The organism is Sphingorhabdus sp. (genome assembly GCF_040079335.1).
GTDB lineage: Bacteria > Pseudomonadota > Alphaproteobacteria > Sphingomonadales > Sphingomonadaceae > Sphingorhabdus_B.
Map to the genome: position 1 here is coordinate 1 of NZ_JBEBKL010000034.1, position 15,526 is coordinate 15,526.

Consider the following 15,526-nt stretch of genomic DNA (forward strand, 5'->3'; position numbering starts at 1 on the left):
ACTCCAGCGCGGATCGAGGCTGGCGAGCGGGTCCTGAAAGACTGGCTGGATCAGGCGGCGATGCTCTGCGCTGCGGCGCTGGCGCGGCGGGAGGGCTTCGCCCCGCCAGCGGATTGTGCCCGACGCCATCGGCCCCAGACCCGCAATCGCCCGCCCCAGCGTCGACTTTCCCGATCCCGAACCGCCGACCAGCGCCAATGTTTCACCCTTGGCAAGCGTCAGGCTCGCATCAACCACTGCGTCAATCCGGCCCCGTCGCCAGCCCGGCTTTGGGAAATGGACATGCATGCCTTCCGCTTCGAGCAACGTTGCACCCGTTTCAGGCAGGGGCTGGAGCGGCTCGGAGAGGCGCGGTGTCGCTGCCATCAATCGCTTGCCATAATCGGTGGCAGGCGAGTTCGCGATTTGGAGCGCCGCGCCGCTTTCTGAGACCTTTCCGGAATCGAGCAACAGCAACCGGTCGGCATGATTTTCAATGCCCGCCAGATCGTGACTGACGAGCAGCATCGCCATGCCCCGTTCGCGGCACAGCCGGACAAGCAGCGCCATAATCTCTCCACGCAGGGCGGCGTCAAGCGCACTCACCGGTTCGTCAGCAATCAGATAGCGCGGTCCATGCGCCAGCGCGGCGGCGATCAGCACACGTTGCCGTTCGCCGCCGGAAAGCCGATGCGGATATTGCGCCAGCCTTTCTTCGGGGCGCGACAGGCCGACTGCCTCTAGCATCGCGACCATCGCGGCCTTGCCGGGCTTGGCACCGCCTGCCTGCATCGCCGCTTCCTGCAGATGCTGGCGCACCGTGCGGTGCGGGGTCAGCGCGGTCAGTGGCTGTTGAAAGACGAAACCGATCTTTTCTGCACGCACGCGGCTGAGCGCGTTTTCTGGCAGGCCTACCAATTCGATGCCGTCGAGCGTCGCCGAGCCGCTGGCTATCCCAGCGCTGAGACCGAAGGGCGTCATCGCGCTCATGCTCTTGCCCGCACCCGAAGCGCCCGCCAGCGCGACGATCTCACCGGGGCGTAGGGTGAAGCTGATGTCCTCGACAATCACACGATCACCGACGCGGATCGATAGGTTCTGGACGGTATATCCGTCGCTCATTTCGCGGCATCCGCCAGCCGGTCGCGGAAGCGCTCCCCGGCGATTGTCAGGCAAGCAATCAGCATTACAAGCACGCCGCCGGGCAGCAGCAATGCCGCCGGGTTCATATCCATCTCCTCCGCACCTTCATTGACGAGTATGCCGAGCGAGGTCAGCGGCTCCTGCACGCCTAGTCCCAGGAATGAGAGGAAGCTCTCAATCATCACCACATGCGGGATTGTCAGCATCAGATAGGCGATGGCCACACCAGCAACATTGGGCAAGATGTGGCGCAGCAGCGTCGCACGGGCAGGTGACCCCGCCGCCTCTGCCGCGAGCACAAAGGGCCGTTGTTTGAGCGCAATCACCTGCCCGCGAACCACGCGCGCCATGGTCAGCCATTCGACAAAGCCGATGCCCAGAAACACGAGCAAGATCGACCGCCCGAACACCACCATCAGCAGGATGACGACGAACATGAAGGGCAGCGCATAAAGCCCATCAACGATGCGCATCATCAACTCGTCGGTGCGCCCGCCGACCCAGCCTGCAATCGCACCCCAGGCCACGCCGATCACCAACGCGACCATTGCGGCAGCGAGCGCCACCGACAGCGTCACTCGCGTCCCCACCAGCAGCCGTGCCAACCGGTCACGACCCAGATCGTCGGTGCCCAGCAGATGGCCGTCGGTGAACAGGCCGACCCGCACGCTGTTCCAATCGATCGATATATGGTCGTAAGGCAGTAGCGGCGGGACGAGCAGCGCGGCGAGCGCAATCAACGCAACGATGACGAGAGCAGGCTTCATCCTTCGCGCATCCGGGGATCGAGCCAGCCATAGATCAGGTCGGCAAACAGGTTGAAGAGAATGATGAGCGCCGCGTAGAGCGTCACAACGCCGAGAACGAGCGGATAGTCGCGGTTGAGCGCACCTTGCACGAAATAGCGACCGAGGCCGGGGAGGCCAAACACGGTTTCGATCACCACCGCCCCTGTCAGCAACGCGGCGGCGGCAGGGCCAAGATAGCTTGCCACCGGTACCAGCGCCGGGCGCAGGGCGTGGCGGCGCAAGATCGTCAGCGGAGCGATCCCCCTTGCCCGCGCAGCGCGTATATGATCGGCGCCGAGTTCGCCCGCCAACCCAGCGCGTGCGAGTTTTGCGACCGCCCCTGACACCGGCAAGGCGAGCGCGACTACGGGCAGAACCAGCCAGTTCCACCCCTCATTCTGCCCCGAAACCGGCAACCATCCAAGCCAGAGACCAAAGATGAGCGCAAGCAATGGTCCGGTGACAAAAGTCGGCAAGGCGGTGAGTAGTGTTGCCCCAAGCATCAGCAGTTCATCCTGCCATTTGCCAGCGCGCAGCGCCGCCCACAGCCCTGCCGAAATGCCCAGCACACTCGCCAGCAACAATGCGCAGCCGCCGATCAGCAGCGACACCGGCAGTGCCTCCGCAATCAGCCCGCTGACCGTGAAATCGCGATAGACCATGCTCGGCCCGAAATCGCCCTGCGCCAGACGACCGAGATACATCCAGACCTGTTCGGGCAGCGACTTGTCGAGGCCATAGGTGGCTTCCAGTGCAGCGCGCACTTCGGGGGCCAAGGGTCGTTCACCATCGAAAGGTCCGCCCGGCGCCACGCGCATCAGGACGAACGACAGCACAATGATGGCGAGCAGCGTCGGTATCGCCGTCAACAGCCGCCGTGCAATCAATCTGCCCATGCGCGACGTTTAGAGGCTCATCGCCCCAAAGCAATTGCGGACTTCAGCGATGAACAGCTCCGGTCGCTCCATTGCCGCGAAATGCCCGCCTTTTTCCAGTTCGTTCCAGTAAACGATATTCTTGTAGCGCGTTTCGGCCCAGCGGCGTGACGGGCGGAACAATTCCTTGGGAAAAGCACTGATGCCGGTCGGCACCGGCACCTCGGCAAGATTGCCCGCCGCAAAGCTGTGCCAATAGAGCCGCGCCGAGGACGCGGCCGTCGCGTTGAGCCAATAGAGCATCACATTGTCGAGCAGATGATCGCGGCTGAAGACATTTTCGGGATGCCCGTCGCAATCGGACCAGCCTTGGAACTTCTCGATAATCCAGCACATCTGACCTACGGGTGAGTCGGTCAGCGCATAGCCCAAAGTCTGCGGGCGTGTGCTCTGGATCTTCGAATAGCCGCTGTCCTTTTCCTGATACCAGGCTGCGCGCATCAGCGACTGCGCCTCGAATGGTGTCGGGCTTGCCAGCACCTCGGGCGGCGGGGTTGCGACCGCCATGTTGACATGGATCGCGGCACAAGCGCCCTTGTTCTGCGCGCCAATCGCCGAGGTCACCATCGCGCCCCAATCGCCGCCTTGCGCGAAATAGCGATCATAGCCGAGCCCGCGCATCAACACATCCCACGCTTCGGCGATTTTCTCGACCGACCAGCCTGCCTTCTCGGGCCGTCCTGAAAAGCCGTAACCGGGGAGCGAGGGGAGGACGAGATGGAAGGCGGGCTGACTGGGATCTGACGGTTCGGTCAGCGCCTCTATGACATTCACAAATTCCAGCACCGACCCCGGCCAGCCATGCGTCATAACCATCGGGCGTGCATCGGCACGGCTGCTTTGGATATGGATGAAATGGATGTCGAGCCCGTCGATTTCGGTCTTGAAATGTGGCCAGCGGTTGAGTTCCGCCTCGCACCGCCGCCAGTCATAGCTGCTGCGCCAGTAATCGAGCAGTTCCTTGGCATAAGCGAGAGGTAAGCCCTGATCCCAATCGTCGACGGTTTCCTTTTCGGGCAAGCGGGTCAGCGCCAGCCGCGCTTGCAGGTCATCAAGTGCGCTTTGCTCGATCGAAACGGTAAAGGGTCGCAGGGAAATTGACATCGGGCCTCCACTCCTGACTGGATGCCCCAACCTGTCGTCAATTTGGCTGTTGCGCAAGCGATCAGATGATGTGCCAGGCCTTCAAGGCATGAATCAGCCCCAACGCACAAAATGCCAAGCCTCCGCCAATCCTGATTTTGGCAATGGGCAAGATTTTGGCTAAACGTTCTTTCAGCAGAATCGCAGGGATAACGGCCACCAAGGTACCCAACCAGCCGCCAATCGCCGGGAACAACCAATGGTCGGCCCGCGCCGCATTCGCGCCGATGATGAACTGGCCCTTGTCGCCGAACTGCAGAATGAAGATGCCGAAAAAGGCGGTCAGGAAGGGGCCGGTCTTCCAGCCTTCAAGCAGATCGACTGATCGACGCCACGCGAGCATAGCGCCGCCGGCGAGCACATAGGCCAGGCCGTTAAACAGCCGCACCGGATCCTGACTGACCCATTGGTCGATAAACGATCCGGCATAGGCCGATAGCAAGCAGTTGAGCAGGCTCGCCGCTGCAAGGCCAAGGATCACCGGCCGGTTGCTCGCGAAACGAATCGCCAGCGCTGCCGCCAGCAACTGCGTTCGATCACCGGTTTCGGTGAGGATCAGTGTCAGGAAGGAGGCGATCAGGCTGTCCATCGGACCCGCCTAGTCGAGCAAGGGACGCGTGTCAGCCACCAAGACGGATTGCGACCGAGGCGAGCAAGGCTTCCGATGCCGCAGGATGCAGATGCGCGATACCGATTGCGTCAGACATGATGCCGAGGAAGCTGTCGGTCACGGCGTTGCTGCCATGCACACCGAAACGCTGGAGCGCAGCTTCAAAGGTTGCCGCGATTTCGGAAATCGCAGTCAGGCCGTGGCGTGCCGACGTTTCGCGGATATTTTCCAGACGCATCAGGAATTGCAATGGATTGGCATCATAAGCGGTCATGCGCAGCGCATCGACCAGTTCGCCCAATTCCGCGCGAATCAATAATAGTTGGTCATGATCATATTGCATGCCGGTTGCCCCCGATTGCCCTGACCCTGCTTTGCGCCTTTATGGTTACCGAATGGTTAAGGCTGGCAATTCCACATGCGGGGTTGACTTTTGACCCGGTCCGTCGCAGTAGCGCGCCAGTTTCGGGCGGCATCGCGCCGTCCGTTTTCTTTTTAGCGATTCGAACCGAAGGAACAGGCCATGGCGAAGCCAGCCACCATCAAAATCCGTCTCGTCAGCAGCGCTGACACCGGCTTCTTCTATGTAACGAAGAAAAACCCCCGGAATCAGACGGAAAAGATGTCTTTCCGCAAATATGATCCCGTCGTGCGCAAGCATGTCGAGTTCAAGGAAGCCAAGATCAAGTAAGCCTGCGTCGCGGCCCAACGGGTCGTGCCTGCGCTGTCTGGCAACCGAATGAGGGACGCGATTTGCGTCCCTTTTTTGATTCGCGCTTCAGGCTTTTCTGGCACTGCCCCCAAAGCGCAGCAGACAATAGCCGCTGATCGCAGACAAGATTGAGCCCATCAGCACACCGATCTTCACCGCATCCCCCTGCGCCGCATCGGTAAAGGCAAGGCCGCCGATGAACAGGCTCATGGTGAAACCAATGCCACAGAGCAGCGCCACGCCATAGACCTGCAGCCAGCTGGAATCGCGAGGGCGCGCCGCCAATCCGAGCTTCACGCAGGCCCAGACACTGGCGAAAATCCCTACTTGCTTGCCAATGAATAGGCCGAGCGCGATTCCGAACGGGAGCGGCGCGAGCAACGCGCCGAGACCCACACCTTCGAACGAAACCCCGGCATTAGCAAAACCGAACAGCGGCACGATGATAAAGGCGACCGGCTTGGCCAGCGCATGTTCAAGCCGGTGCAGAAGCGAATCTTCGGCATCGGGGGTGGCGATTGATCGCCGTAGCGGAATAGCAAAAGCCGCCAGCACCCCGGCGATGGTCGCATGCACGCCCGACAGCAAAGTCGCGTACCAAAGCAAAGCAGCTAGGATCAGATAGGGCCAAAGCCGCGCGACGCCCAGTCTTCCTAAAGCCAGCATCACCAGCCAGATGGCCGCGGCAGCGCCCAGCGCGACCATGTTGAGACTATCGGTGTAAAACAGGGCGATTATCGCCACTGCGCCCATATCGTCGACAATCGCTACCGTGGTCAGAAACAGCTTCAGCGACGCAGGCGCGCGGCTGCCGAGCAAAGCAAGCACCCCAATTGCAAAGGCGATATCGGTCGCCGCCGGTATGGCCCAGCCGCGCACCAGCGCCGGATCCCCGCCCGCGATGTATAGATAGACAGCAGCCGGCAGTGCCATGCCCGCCGCCGCTGCAATCATCGGCAGTAACCGGTCGGCCCAGGTCGCGAGATGGCCGTCGACAAATTCGCGTTTGATTTCCAAACCGACGAGCAGGAAGAAAATCGCCATCAGCCCATCATTGATCCAAAGATGCACCGTCATCGGCCCAAGTTTCGGCGTGAGTTCGGGGCCGGTTACGGCATGGATGAAGTGGAAGTAGCTTTCGGCCAGCGGCAAATTTGCAACCAGCATGGCGAGCGCTGCCACGCCCATCAGGATGATCCCGCCTGCGGCCTCGCTATCGAGGAAATCGCGCAGCGCGGACGCAGGTTTCGAAGCGGCTGGCTTGGTTTTCTCGCTCATACGCCAAGCCGATAGCGCGCCTCATATCGCTAGGGCAACGATTTACGGCAAACAGGTTGCTTTGGGCATGGCTGTTCCGGTAATTAGCACTAGCAGGCTTTGGCCTTATGGGTGGATGACGATGGATCAGCTAAGCGTCGAGAAACTGACGGACCGGCAAAAGGATTGCCTGCGGCTGGTCGCACAGGGCTTTACGTCCAAAGAAATCGGGCGTTTGCTCGATCTTTCGCCTTCGACCGTTGACAACCATGTTACCACTGCCGTGCAGACGCTAGGCGCACCAAATCGCGGGGTGGTCGCCCGCGCGCTTGCCGAACAGGAGCTTGGGCAAAAATTGCCTAGGCAACCGCAGCAGCTTGTCCAAATCGATCAAAGCGCCATCCTGACTGCCGAAGCGGAAGGCAGCAGTTTCAGTCGCACGTTGCGGCAATTGCTGGTCCTTCCCCCGGTAGGAGGGAAGCGAAATGACCTAGATAGCACATCGCGAACTTTGCGCATCCTGCAGGTCGCGGTTCTGGCTGTTGCATCGGTGATTGCATTGACAATCCTGGTATCCGGTCTCTTCCGGACATTCGGCTGAACCTCTCACCCCTGAACCTGGCACCAGCGGCAAACCGGAGCCGCGATCTGCCGGATGCGTTCCTGATATTCCGGCAAAGGTCGGCAATATGCAGGTCGAAGCCACCACCCCGACTTGCATATTGCCACGGTCGATGGTCTTGACAGGACATGCCAACTACTTCTCTCCCCGACGCTCTGATCATCAGCCTGTTCTGGGTTTTTGCTGCCTTATGTTGCGGTTTCGCCGCGATTGGGGGAGGCAAAACGGGTCGCACGGGCGCTGCGATGATCATGACAGCAAGCGTCGCTTCAGCGGTAGCTGGTGAGTTTGGAAGCTGGGCGCAAACCCATATTCCCGTCATGGCCATCGACCTATTCCTTCTTCTGGGTTTTTACTGGCTGGCCCTTCGCAGCCAAAGCTTCTGGCCTATTTGGGCCACCGGTTTCCATCTGATTTCCGTAACGTCGCATTTGGCCATCTTCTTCAGTGAAGGTGTCCAGCAAATGCTATATTATGGATTTGGGGCATTCTGGTCATTGCCGGTGATGCTCGCAATGGTGATCGGCACCGCTTTGGACCGCGCGCGAGCACCAGTGGAATCCTGAATCGTCTGCAACCCGCTGGGCATAACCGGTCAAGCCTGACCGGCCAGCAGAGCTTGGACCACAGGATCGATGATAACGCCATCGGCTTATCCCTCAATCTGGCTAACGCTGGAGAATTGGCAGCATGAGTTGCTACTGTTCAGTGCGATCTGGTTTCTCGTCGGCGCCCTTGATGATCTGGTGATCGATGCATTGTGGCTTTTGCACCGGTCCGGACGGTGGCTGGCACGCTATCGGATTGCGCCGCCAATGCGCGCCAGCGAACTGCCTGTTCCGCAAGAGGCAGGATTGATCGCGATCTTCATCCCGACATGGCGCGAGGCAGAAGTTATCACCGCGATGCTGGCAGGATGCCATATTGCCTGGGCAGGCAGCGCGACCGATTACCGTATCTATGTGGGCTGCTATCCCAATGATCACGCAGGCGTAGCCGCCATAATGGCCGGGTGTCGGCAATTTGGGAATGCCCGCCTTGTTCTGTGCGGCAGCGATGGCCCGACGTCGAAAGCGGATTGCCTGAACCGATTATGGCGTGCGTTGACCCGTGACGAACTGGCCGCAGGGATCAAGGCCAAAGCAATCGTGCTTCACGACGCCGAAGATATGGTCCACCCCGACGAACTGCGCGTGTTCGACTATCTGATCGAGCGGGCGACTGCCGTCCAATTGCCGGTCATTCCCGTGCGGGTTCCCGGTTCGCGCTGGATCAGCGGGCATTATTGCGACGAATTTGCAGAGGCGCATGGCAAGGCGCTGGTCGTGCGCGAGGCAGTCGGTGCGGCGATCCCGTTGGCAGGTGTCGGTTGCGCGATATCGCGCACGCATCTTGGGCGGATCGCGCTGGCGAATGGCGGCCTGCCGTTCGATCAATCATCGCTAACCGAAGATTATGAGCTGGGGCTGGGCGTTGCGGGCGAGGGCAACCGGACCATTTTCGCGCGCATTCAAGATGCATCGGGTCAATTGGTGGGAACCCGCGCCTGCTTCCCGGACCGGTTAGGCACCGCCGTTCGCCAAAAGGCGCGCTGGATGACAGGTATCGCGCTGGCCGGGTGGGACAGGCTGGGCTGGCAGGGCGGGTTTATCGAATTCTGGATGCGGTTGCGCGACCGCAAGGCGGTTTTTGCGGCGATCGTGCTGACAGCCGCCTATGCGTGCATTTTATTGACGGCTGTATTGATCCTCGGCCATCTCGCCGGGTACCATCAACCAAAAGCTTTCAGTAATTTCCTGTTGGTGGTTTTGATCATCAACGCGGCTTTGTTGGTCTGGCGGCTAGCAGTGCGCGCTTGCTTTGTCGCGCGCGTTCACGGCAAGGGTGAGGCGTTGATTTCAGTGCCACGAACGCTGATCGCCAATATCATTTCGATCATGGCCGCAAGGCGCGCAGTAGTGGCCTACCTCCGCCATATTTTCGGGGCGGCCTTAAGCTGGGACAAAACCGCGCACAGCCATTTCCCGGGGTCGTCAACCAGCACCAACTGAGCGGAATCAACCCTCTCCAAACAAATCCTGCTGGGTGGCGGCTGATCCGCCACCCGATGACGGCCTAGCTTTCTGCGCCGGTGCTTTACCGCCCTGAACCAACGCCTCTACGCCGCCATCAGCAAAGTTGAGGCGCACCGTTCCCGCTGTTACCGCCTGCGCGCTGTTAACGATGGTCGACTTACCGTCAGGAGTCGTCACACGGGCGAAGCCGCGCGCCAGCGGCGATTCGGGATGGAGCGAGTTCAATAGCCGGTCGAGCCCCATCAGCCTGGATTTGCGCTCCGCCAATTGGCGCTCGATCAGCGCCGTCGGCAGCCGGAGTGCTTGCAACCGCTCTTCCGACATCGCGACGCGACGCCTTAGCATAGCGGGCGACAAACGGCCGCTGACTCCGGCAAAAGCGACCCGCGACAGGTCTGACCTTTTCTCCAGCCCCCTGCGCAGCCTATCCCCCAATTCGTCGGCCTTTTGCTGGCGCGCGCCGACAATGTCCGTCGCTTTGGGAAGAAGTCTGAGTTGTGCGGTCAGACGTTCGCGCGCGCGATCGACAAAACGGCGGAGCCCGCCGGTAAGCCGCATTGCGTTCTGCGCCAGTTGCTGGGCAAGATCGAGCCGCACCGGTACCGCCATTTCAGCTGCAGCAGTCGGTGTCGGTGCGCGCAGGTCGGCGGCGAAATCGCACAAGGTCGTATCCGTCTCGTGCCCGACCGCCGAAATGACCGGGATCGAACATTCGGCGACCGCACGAACCACCGCTTCCTCGTTGAACGCCCACAGATCCTCAATCGAACCGCCCCCCCGCGCGACGATCAACAAATCTGGACGCGCCACCGGGCCATTTTCCGTAAGGGCTGAAAAGCCCCTGACCGCCGCGGCTATTTGCGCCGCCGCGCCATCGCCCTGCACCATAACCGGCCAAAGCACCACATCGCTGGGGAAGCGATCCTCCAGCCGATGCATCATATCGCGGATCACCGCACCGGTGGGCGAAGTAACGATCCCGATGGTGCGCGGCAGATAGGGTATGGGCCGCTTGCGCGCGGTATCGAACAGCCCTTCTGCCGTCAGCCGCGCCTTCAGTTTTTCGAACAGCAGCATCAGCGCACCTTCGCCCGCCAGTTCGAGCCGGTCGGCCACGATCTGGTAGCTCGAACGCCCGGCATAAGTCGTCAGCTTGCCGGTCGCGATCACCTCCAGCCCGTCTTCCGGCGCAAAAGGCAAACGCCCCGCATTGCCTTTCCACATCACACCATCGAGCTTGGCATCGACGTCCTTCAGGCTGAAATAGATGTGGCCCGATGCCGCGCGCTTGAAGCCGGACAACTCTCCCCGTACCCGCACATGGCCGAAGCGATCTTCGACTGTCCGTTTCAGGGCATTCGAAATTTCGGAAACCGACAAGGCAGGGGCATTGCTGCCGGCCTTGGCCTCGGCTAACAGCCGCGCATTGCCTTCGTCGTCGGGAAGTGGGGAGTCCATCGCTTGAATATCTTGCTCATTGGTTCGGGTGGACGTGAACATGCGCTGGCGTGGCGGCTTTCGCAATCGCCTGTTTGTGAAAAATTGTTTGCAAGTCCGGGCAACCCTGGAATTTCCGAATGTGCGGAATGCGTGGCCATCGATGTAGCCGACCATGCGGCGGTCGTCGATTTCTGCCGAGCAAATAGTATCGGCTTTGTCGTTGTCGGCCCCGAAGCGCCGCTGGTCGATGGACTGGGTGATAGTCTGCGCGCAGCCGACATCAAGGTGTTCGGCCCCAATGCCAATGCCGCCGTCCTTGAAGGCTCCAAGGGCTTTGTGAAGGATCTTTGCGCGCGCGAAAACATCCCGACCGCTGCTTATGCAAGGCACAGCGACAAGGCCTCGGCTCTCGCTGACCTCGCCCGTTTCGGTTTACCCGTTGTGATCAAGGCTGATGGCCTCGCGGCGGGCAAGGGCGTGATCATCGCCGAGACCGAAGCCGAGGCGCGCGACGCCATCGACCATATGTTTGGCGGCGGCTTTGGCGATGCCGGGGCCGAGGTGGTCATCGAGGAATTTATGACCGGCGAGGAAGTCAGCTTCTTTGCGATCAGCGACGGGACGAATGTTGTGCCCTTTGGCTCGGCACAAGATCACAAACGCGTGGGCGATGGCGACACCGGCCCCAACACCGGAGGCATGGGCGCCTATTCACCGGCGCCGGTGTTTACACCCGCACTCGAAGCCGAAGTAATGGAACGCATCATCCAGCCGACGGTGAAAGCGATGGCGCGCGACGGACGGCCCTATAGCGGGGTGTTTTTTGCCGGGCTGATGCTCACCGCCCAAGGGGCCAAGCTGATCGAATATAACTGCCGTTTTGGCGATCCCGAATGCCAAGTGCTGATGATGCGTTTTGAAGGCGATCTGGTGGAACTACTGCTGGCCGCCGCGACCGAAGGTGGGCTGGCCGGGGCCGAACGCCCAGTGCTGTCAGATGGCTATGCGCTGACCATTGTAATGGCCGCCAATGGCTATCCGGGCACGCCCGAAAAAGGCGGCGCGATTGCCATCGGCAATGTCGGTGATGCCCGCATCTTCCATGCAGGAACTGCCATGCGCGACGGCCAGCTGGTTGCCAATGGCGGCCGGGTGCTGAACGTGACGGCCAGCGGAGCAATGGTAACCGAAGCGCAGGCGGCCGCCTATGCTGCCGTCGACGCCATCGATTTCCCGACCGGTTTCTGCCGTCGCGACATCGGCTGGCGCGAAGTCGTGCGTGAAAAGGTGCAAAGCTGAATGACCGGCGACGCGATAACCGACTGGACCAGTTTTGCACTCGGCGCAGTCGCGGGGTTCACGCTATGCTTCTTACTGATGCGGCGGAAGCGCATGCAAGGCCCGCCGACGCCGCCTGTACAGCCAGTCGAATTGCCGCCCGATCTCAAGGCTCTCGTTCTGCTCTACCGCGCCGACGGGCGATTGATCGACGCGGTAAAGCTTGTCCGCGTGCGTACCGGTTGCGACTTGCGCACTGCCAAATATCTGGTCGAGCGCGTCCGCTGACTAATGGCGCAGATTTGGTTAAATCGTGCTACTGGACACAAATGCTGTGCCGGTTAAGTTGCACACCGCATGAATCATATCAGCCAGAGGCTGGAGGGGAATTTTAAATGGAGTCGAGCGCACTTCTGTTCATTGTTATCGGCGTGGTGGTTCTTGCCATCCTGTTCTTCGTCATACCGCGCAAGAAGGCCGAGCCACCTAAAGCCGCACCAAAGATTGAAGCCCCTGCACAAACAGTGACGCCGCCCGTGGCGCCCAAAGCGGTGGAAGCCGAGCCGGTCGCCGTCAAGCCTGCGCCGTTGATGGAAAAGGCCGTAGCCAAACCAAAGACTGTAGCAAAAGCCCCGGCAGCGAAGGCGCCTGCCAAGGCAAAGGCAGCACCGGCAAAGGCCAAGGCTGCGCCGGCGCAAAAGGCTGAACCTAAGGCAAAAGCTGCCGCAGCACCCAAGAAAGCCAAAGCCGAGCCGATAACTGCGCCAAAGGCCAAGGCAGCTACAGCGCCCAAAGCCAAGGTCGAGCCAAAGGCTAAAGTTGCCGCGCCCGCCAAAGCGAAAACTGCGCCTAAGGCTAAAGCGGCGGAGCCGGCAAAGGCCAAGACCACGCCTGCACCGGCCGCGAAGAAGGCAGCAGCCCCCAAAGTGGCCACGCCCAAGGCGAAAGCCGCTCCTGCACCTGCCGTAAAAAAGGCAGCGCCCTCTAAAGCAGCTCCAAAAGCTAAGGCAGAGATCAAAGCCGCACCCAAACCCATAGCCAAGCCGGCGGCCAAGCCTGCCATTCCGGACAATATCGAACTGCTAAAAGGCGTAGGCCCGAAACTGGCGGTCCAGCTCAAATCACTGGGCATCACCAGCCTAGATCAGATTGCCAACTGGACCGCGGCAGATATCGCTGACATAGACCCGAAACTCGGCGTGTTCGCCGGGCGTATCGGGCGCGACAACTGGGTCGATCAGGCCAAATTGCTGGTCGCAGGCGATGTCGCCGGTTTTGAAAAGAAATATGGCGCGCTCGGTAGCGAAATAGCCAAGGGCTGATGGGAGCCGCCGACAAGTCCGCACATCAAATGAAAAAGGCGGGGTCTTTGGACACCCGCCTTTTTCTTTGCCTCAGGGCCGGTAGCGCCGATTGGCGTGTTTCACCGCATCAGCCCATTCGAAATGCACCGGCTTGAATTTGCCCGCGACATAGAGCTTCATCTGGTCGGTGTAATGCGGCGATTCAGGGCGATTTGTGGCCGCGCCATATGGCTGGATCGATTCGGACACGACCTGCCCGGCCTTGTCCCAGCGCACCAGCATGATGAAGCTATCGCCGTGGCGCACGCGCATCTTGCCGTCGGCTTGTTCGCCGTCCCACATTGTCGTCGCGCGCAGCGTATCGGTGCCGCCAAGCATTGGCAGATCGACCTTGCCGCGGCGCAGGCGCTGGATATCGCCCAGCGCAGGATCCAGTCGCCTGAAGCGCTCGCTGAATTCCTCGGCCGTTTTCTGAAGCGTCTCGCGTGGGTCGGGCAATGGATCGTTGCGCCAATTGGCGCGTGCCGCATGGCGGATCAGCCGTTCGGCGATGGCATCGGCTTTGCCCTTGCCGTCACTCGACCAATCCCATTCGCGCAGCAGTTTCTGCGCTGCGGTGAGTTTCGAGTCACCCTTGGTGTCGACCGCGAGCAGGCTGTCCATCCACGGCTTAACCCAGCTCGATTTGGCGTAACGCGTGTCCATCTTGATCGCGAGCAACTCCTCCGGCGTGATCGAGCTGTCGTTCATCATCAGACCGGTGCCCAGCAAGCCGCGATTGGTCATCCCCAATTCGATGCCGAGATAAGGCGACTGGCTTTTGGGATCGATTTCAGACCCCGGTCCTGCCGCCAGAAAGGGCGTGTTGTTGGCATTTTGCACAAAGCCCGACGCAGGGCTGACGACCTTGGGGTAGCGATCGAAGGATACGGGCCCTTTCCAGACTGGCGCAGAACTGTCGCCCGGCAAAACCTTAGTATAATCGAAACCAGGCTTTCGGTCTGGAAACAGCGCATTGTAGATATACGCGATACGCCCAGTCTTGTCGGCATAGACGAAATTGGTGCCGGTAATCCCGCCGGTCGACATCGACCGCGTCCATTCTTCCCAATTGGTCGCCTTGGTGTTGCGATAATATTGCTCGACCGCTTTCACATTGTCGATCCCGGCGTAGCGAATCGCGAATGCGCCTTGGTCGTTTTTGATCACCGGCCCGTGCACCGAACGATACAGCGTCTGCGGGATCGGCACGGTGAACCAGCCGAATTTTACCGGTAGCCAGACGCGCTTTTCCTCCAGCGGCAGCCATTTGCCGTCATAGCGATATTGGTCGCCCGCTTCGTTGAGCACGAGCTTGTAAATGTCGACCAGATCGGGCCGGTTGACTGTATTGGTCCAGCCGAGATGGCGGTTGTGGCCGAGCAGCACAAAAGGCGATCCGGGGAACAGCGCGCCCGCCATATCGAGCCCCTCGCCCGAATGCACCACCGCCTCGTACCAGGCGACCTGCCCTTCAAGCGGCTGATGCGAATTGGAGACGAGCCAGGTCTTACCGTCGGCCATGCGGCTGGGGGCCACTGCCCATGCATTGGAGCCGTTCATTTCGGGATCGCGGCCAATCGGTGTCATCGCCGCTGCGCTTTCATTGGGCGGCGGTTTCCCCTCAACGAGCGTGCCGATATAATTGTCGAGCCCATAGAAGAAGGGCGCGCGCAGCACGAAACCTGCGACGATATCCTTGCCATTCACTGGAAAAAGATTGGAGAGCCTGACCTCTTCGGGATGCTTTTCGGCATAATGGTTGAGGCCTGCCGCATAGGCATCGAGCACAGCGCGGACGTCCGCCGGAATTTCGTCATAGCGCCGCTCAACCGTGTCGCGCACCGCCAGCAAGTGAAAGACAAAGTCGACCTTTGCCCCATCCTGCCCTGCAATCGCACCATAGCGCCCGCGCGTCATCGACACGACTTCCTCGATCGTCGAAAAATCGTCCTCAGCATGGGCAAAGGCCAGACCATAGGCCGCATCAGCATCAGTCTTGCCATTGATATGCGGGACACCAAATCCGTCGCGGGCTATTTCAACGTCATAGGTATTTGCGGATGGCGGCGCAGACTGCTCCGCAGCCAATGGCTCCCAAAACATAGACGTAGCCCCGACAGTGGCAATGATTGCAGCCCCGCCCCATAGCCATTTGCCCATCTTCATCTCCCCTTTGTCGATGCTATCTTGTCACTTAT

At 60.5% G+C, this 15,526-nt stretch carries 16 protein-coding genes; 7 read left to right on the forward strand and 9 right to left on the reverse strand.

The window, feature by feature from the left end; all coding sequences use genetic code 11:
* The 6 genes from ABL922_RS10105 to ABL922_RS10130 all read right to left on the reverse strand — a co-directional run.
* The coding region (locus tag ABL922_RS10105; RefSeq protein WP_349024091.1) for an ATP-binding cassette domain-containing protein at positions 1-1,101 on the reverse strand (1,101 nt) is incomplete at its 3' end.
* Positions 1,098-1,889, reverse strand: a complete 792-nt coding sequence (locus ABL922_RS10110) for an ABC transporter permease subunit (protein WP_349024092.1) — start codon at positions 1,887-1,889, stop codon at positions 1,098-1,100. The genes ABL922_RS10105 and ABL922_RS10110, both read right to left, overlap by 4 nt.
* Positions 1,886-2,806, reverse strand: a complete 921-nt coding sequence (locus tag ABL922_RS10115) for an ABC transporter permease (protein WP_349024093.1) — start codon at positions 2,804-2,806, stop codon at positions 1,886-1,888. Before ABL922_RS10115 ends, ABL922_RS10110 begins: the two co-directional genes overlap by 4 nt.
* A gap of 9 nt (positions 2,807-2,815) precedes the next feature.
* Positions 2,816-3,949 carry an epoxide hydrolase family protein gene (locus ABL922_RS10120; protein ID WP_349024094.1) on the reverse strand — a complete coding sequence of 378 codons (1,134 nt, stop codon included), beginning with the start codon at positions 3,947-3,949 and terminating at the stop codon, positions 2,816-2,818.
* Positions 3,950-4,010: 61 nt separating this feature from the next.
* Entirely contained in the window at positions 4,011-4,577 is a 567-nt protein-coding gene (locus ABL922_RS10125) for a TMEM165/GDT1 family protein (RefSeq protein ID WP_349024095.1), read from the reverse strand.
* Positions 4,578-4,608: 31 nt separating this feature from the next.
* Positions 4,609-4,941, reverse strand: coding sequence for a hypothetical protein (locus tag ABL922_RS10130; protein ID WP_349024096.1), 333 nt, complete (start codon positions 4,939-4,941; stop codon positions 4,609-4,611).
* A 180-nt stretch (positions 4,942-5,121) separates the two neighbouring features.
* Between ABL922_RS10130 and rpmG the strand changes: the two genes are divergently transcribed.
* Entirely contained in the window at positions 5,122-5,289 is a 168-nt protein-coding gene (gene rpmG, locus ABL922_RS10135) for a 50S ribosomal protein L33 (RefSeq protein WP_349024097.1), read from the forward strand.
* Positions 5,290-5,376: 87 nt separating this feature from the next.
* Here the strand turns inward: rpmG and nhaA are convergent, their stop codons facing one another.
* Entirely contained in the window at positions 5,377-6,588 is a 1,212-nt protein-coding gene (nhaA, locus tag ABL922_RS10140) for a Na+/H+ antiporter NhaA (RefSeq protein ID WP_349024098.1), read from the reverse strand.
* Positions 6,589-6,709: 121 nt separating this feature from the next.
* Here nhaA and ABL922_RS10145 point away from each other — a divergent pair, with 121 nt between their 5' ends.
* The 3 genes from ABL922_RS10145 (at position 6,710) to ABL922_RS10155 (ending at position 9,240) form a co-directional block, all read left to right on the forward strand.
* Positions 6,710-7,168, forward strand: coding sequence for a LuxR C-terminal-related transcriptional regulator (locus tag ABL922_RS10145; RefSeq protein WP_349024099.1), 459 nt, complete (start codon positions 6,710-6,712; stop codon positions 7,166-7,168).
* A 266-nt stretch (positions 7,169-7,434) separates the two neighbouring features.
* Complete coding sequence (locus tag ABL922_RS10150) at positions 7,435-7,755, forward strand: hypothetical protein (protein WP_349024100.1); 321 nt, start codon at positions 7,435-7,437, stop codon at positions 7,753-7,755.
* A gap of 69 nt (positions 7,756-7,824) precedes the next feature.
* On the forward strand, positions 7,825-9,240 hold the full coding sequence (locus ABL922_RS10155) for a glycosyl transferase family protein (RefSeq protein WP_349024101.1): 1,416 nt from the start codon (positions 7,825-7,827) through the stop codon (positions 9,238-9,240).
* Positions 9,241-9,246: 6 nt separating this feature from the next.
* Here ABL922_RS10155 and xseA read toward each other — a convergent pair whose 3' ends face one another.
* The gene (xseA, locus tag ABL922_RS10160) at positions 9,247-10,722 is read right to left on the reverse strand and encodes an exodeoxyribonuclease VII large subunit (protein ID WP_349024121.1); all 1,476 of its coding nucleotides are present in this window, start codon (positions 10,720-10,722) and stop codon (positions 9,247-9,249) included.
* Between the two features lie 3 nt (positions 10,723-10,725).
* On the opposite strand from xseA, the gene purD reads away from it, so the two are divergent.
* From purD to ABL922_RS10175, 3 genes are all read left to right on the forward strand, one after another.
* Positions 10,726-12,003 (forward strand): phosphoribosylamine--glycine ligase, encoded by a 1,278-nt coding sequence (purD, locus tag ABL922_RS10165; RefSeq protein WP_349024102.1) that lies wholly within the window; start codon positions 10,726-10,728, stop codon positions 12,001-12,003.
* The gene (locus ABL922_RS10170) at positions 12,004-12,270 is read left to right on the forward strand and encodes a hypothetical protein (RefSeq protein WP_349024103.1); all 267 of its coding nucleotides are present in this window, start codon (positions 12,004-12,006) and stop codon (positions 12,268-12,270) included.
* A 107-nt stretch (positions 12,271-12,377) separates the two neighbouring features.
* Positions 12,378-13,304: a hypothetical protein gene (locus ABL922_RS10175; RefSeq protein WP_349024104.1), complete on the forward strand. Its 927-nt coding sequence runs from the start codon at positions 12,378-12,380 to the stop codon at positions 13,302-13,304.
* A 72-nt stretch (positions 13,305-13,376) separates the two neighbouring features.
* On the opposite strand, the gene ABL922_RS10180 is transcribed toward ABL922_RS10175, so the two are convergent.
* Entirely contained in the window at positions 13,377-15,488 is a 2,112-nt protein-coding gene (locus tag ABL922_RS10180) for an acylase (protein ID WP_349024105.1), read from the reverse strand.
* Positions 15,489-15,526: the final 38 nt, after the last annotated feature.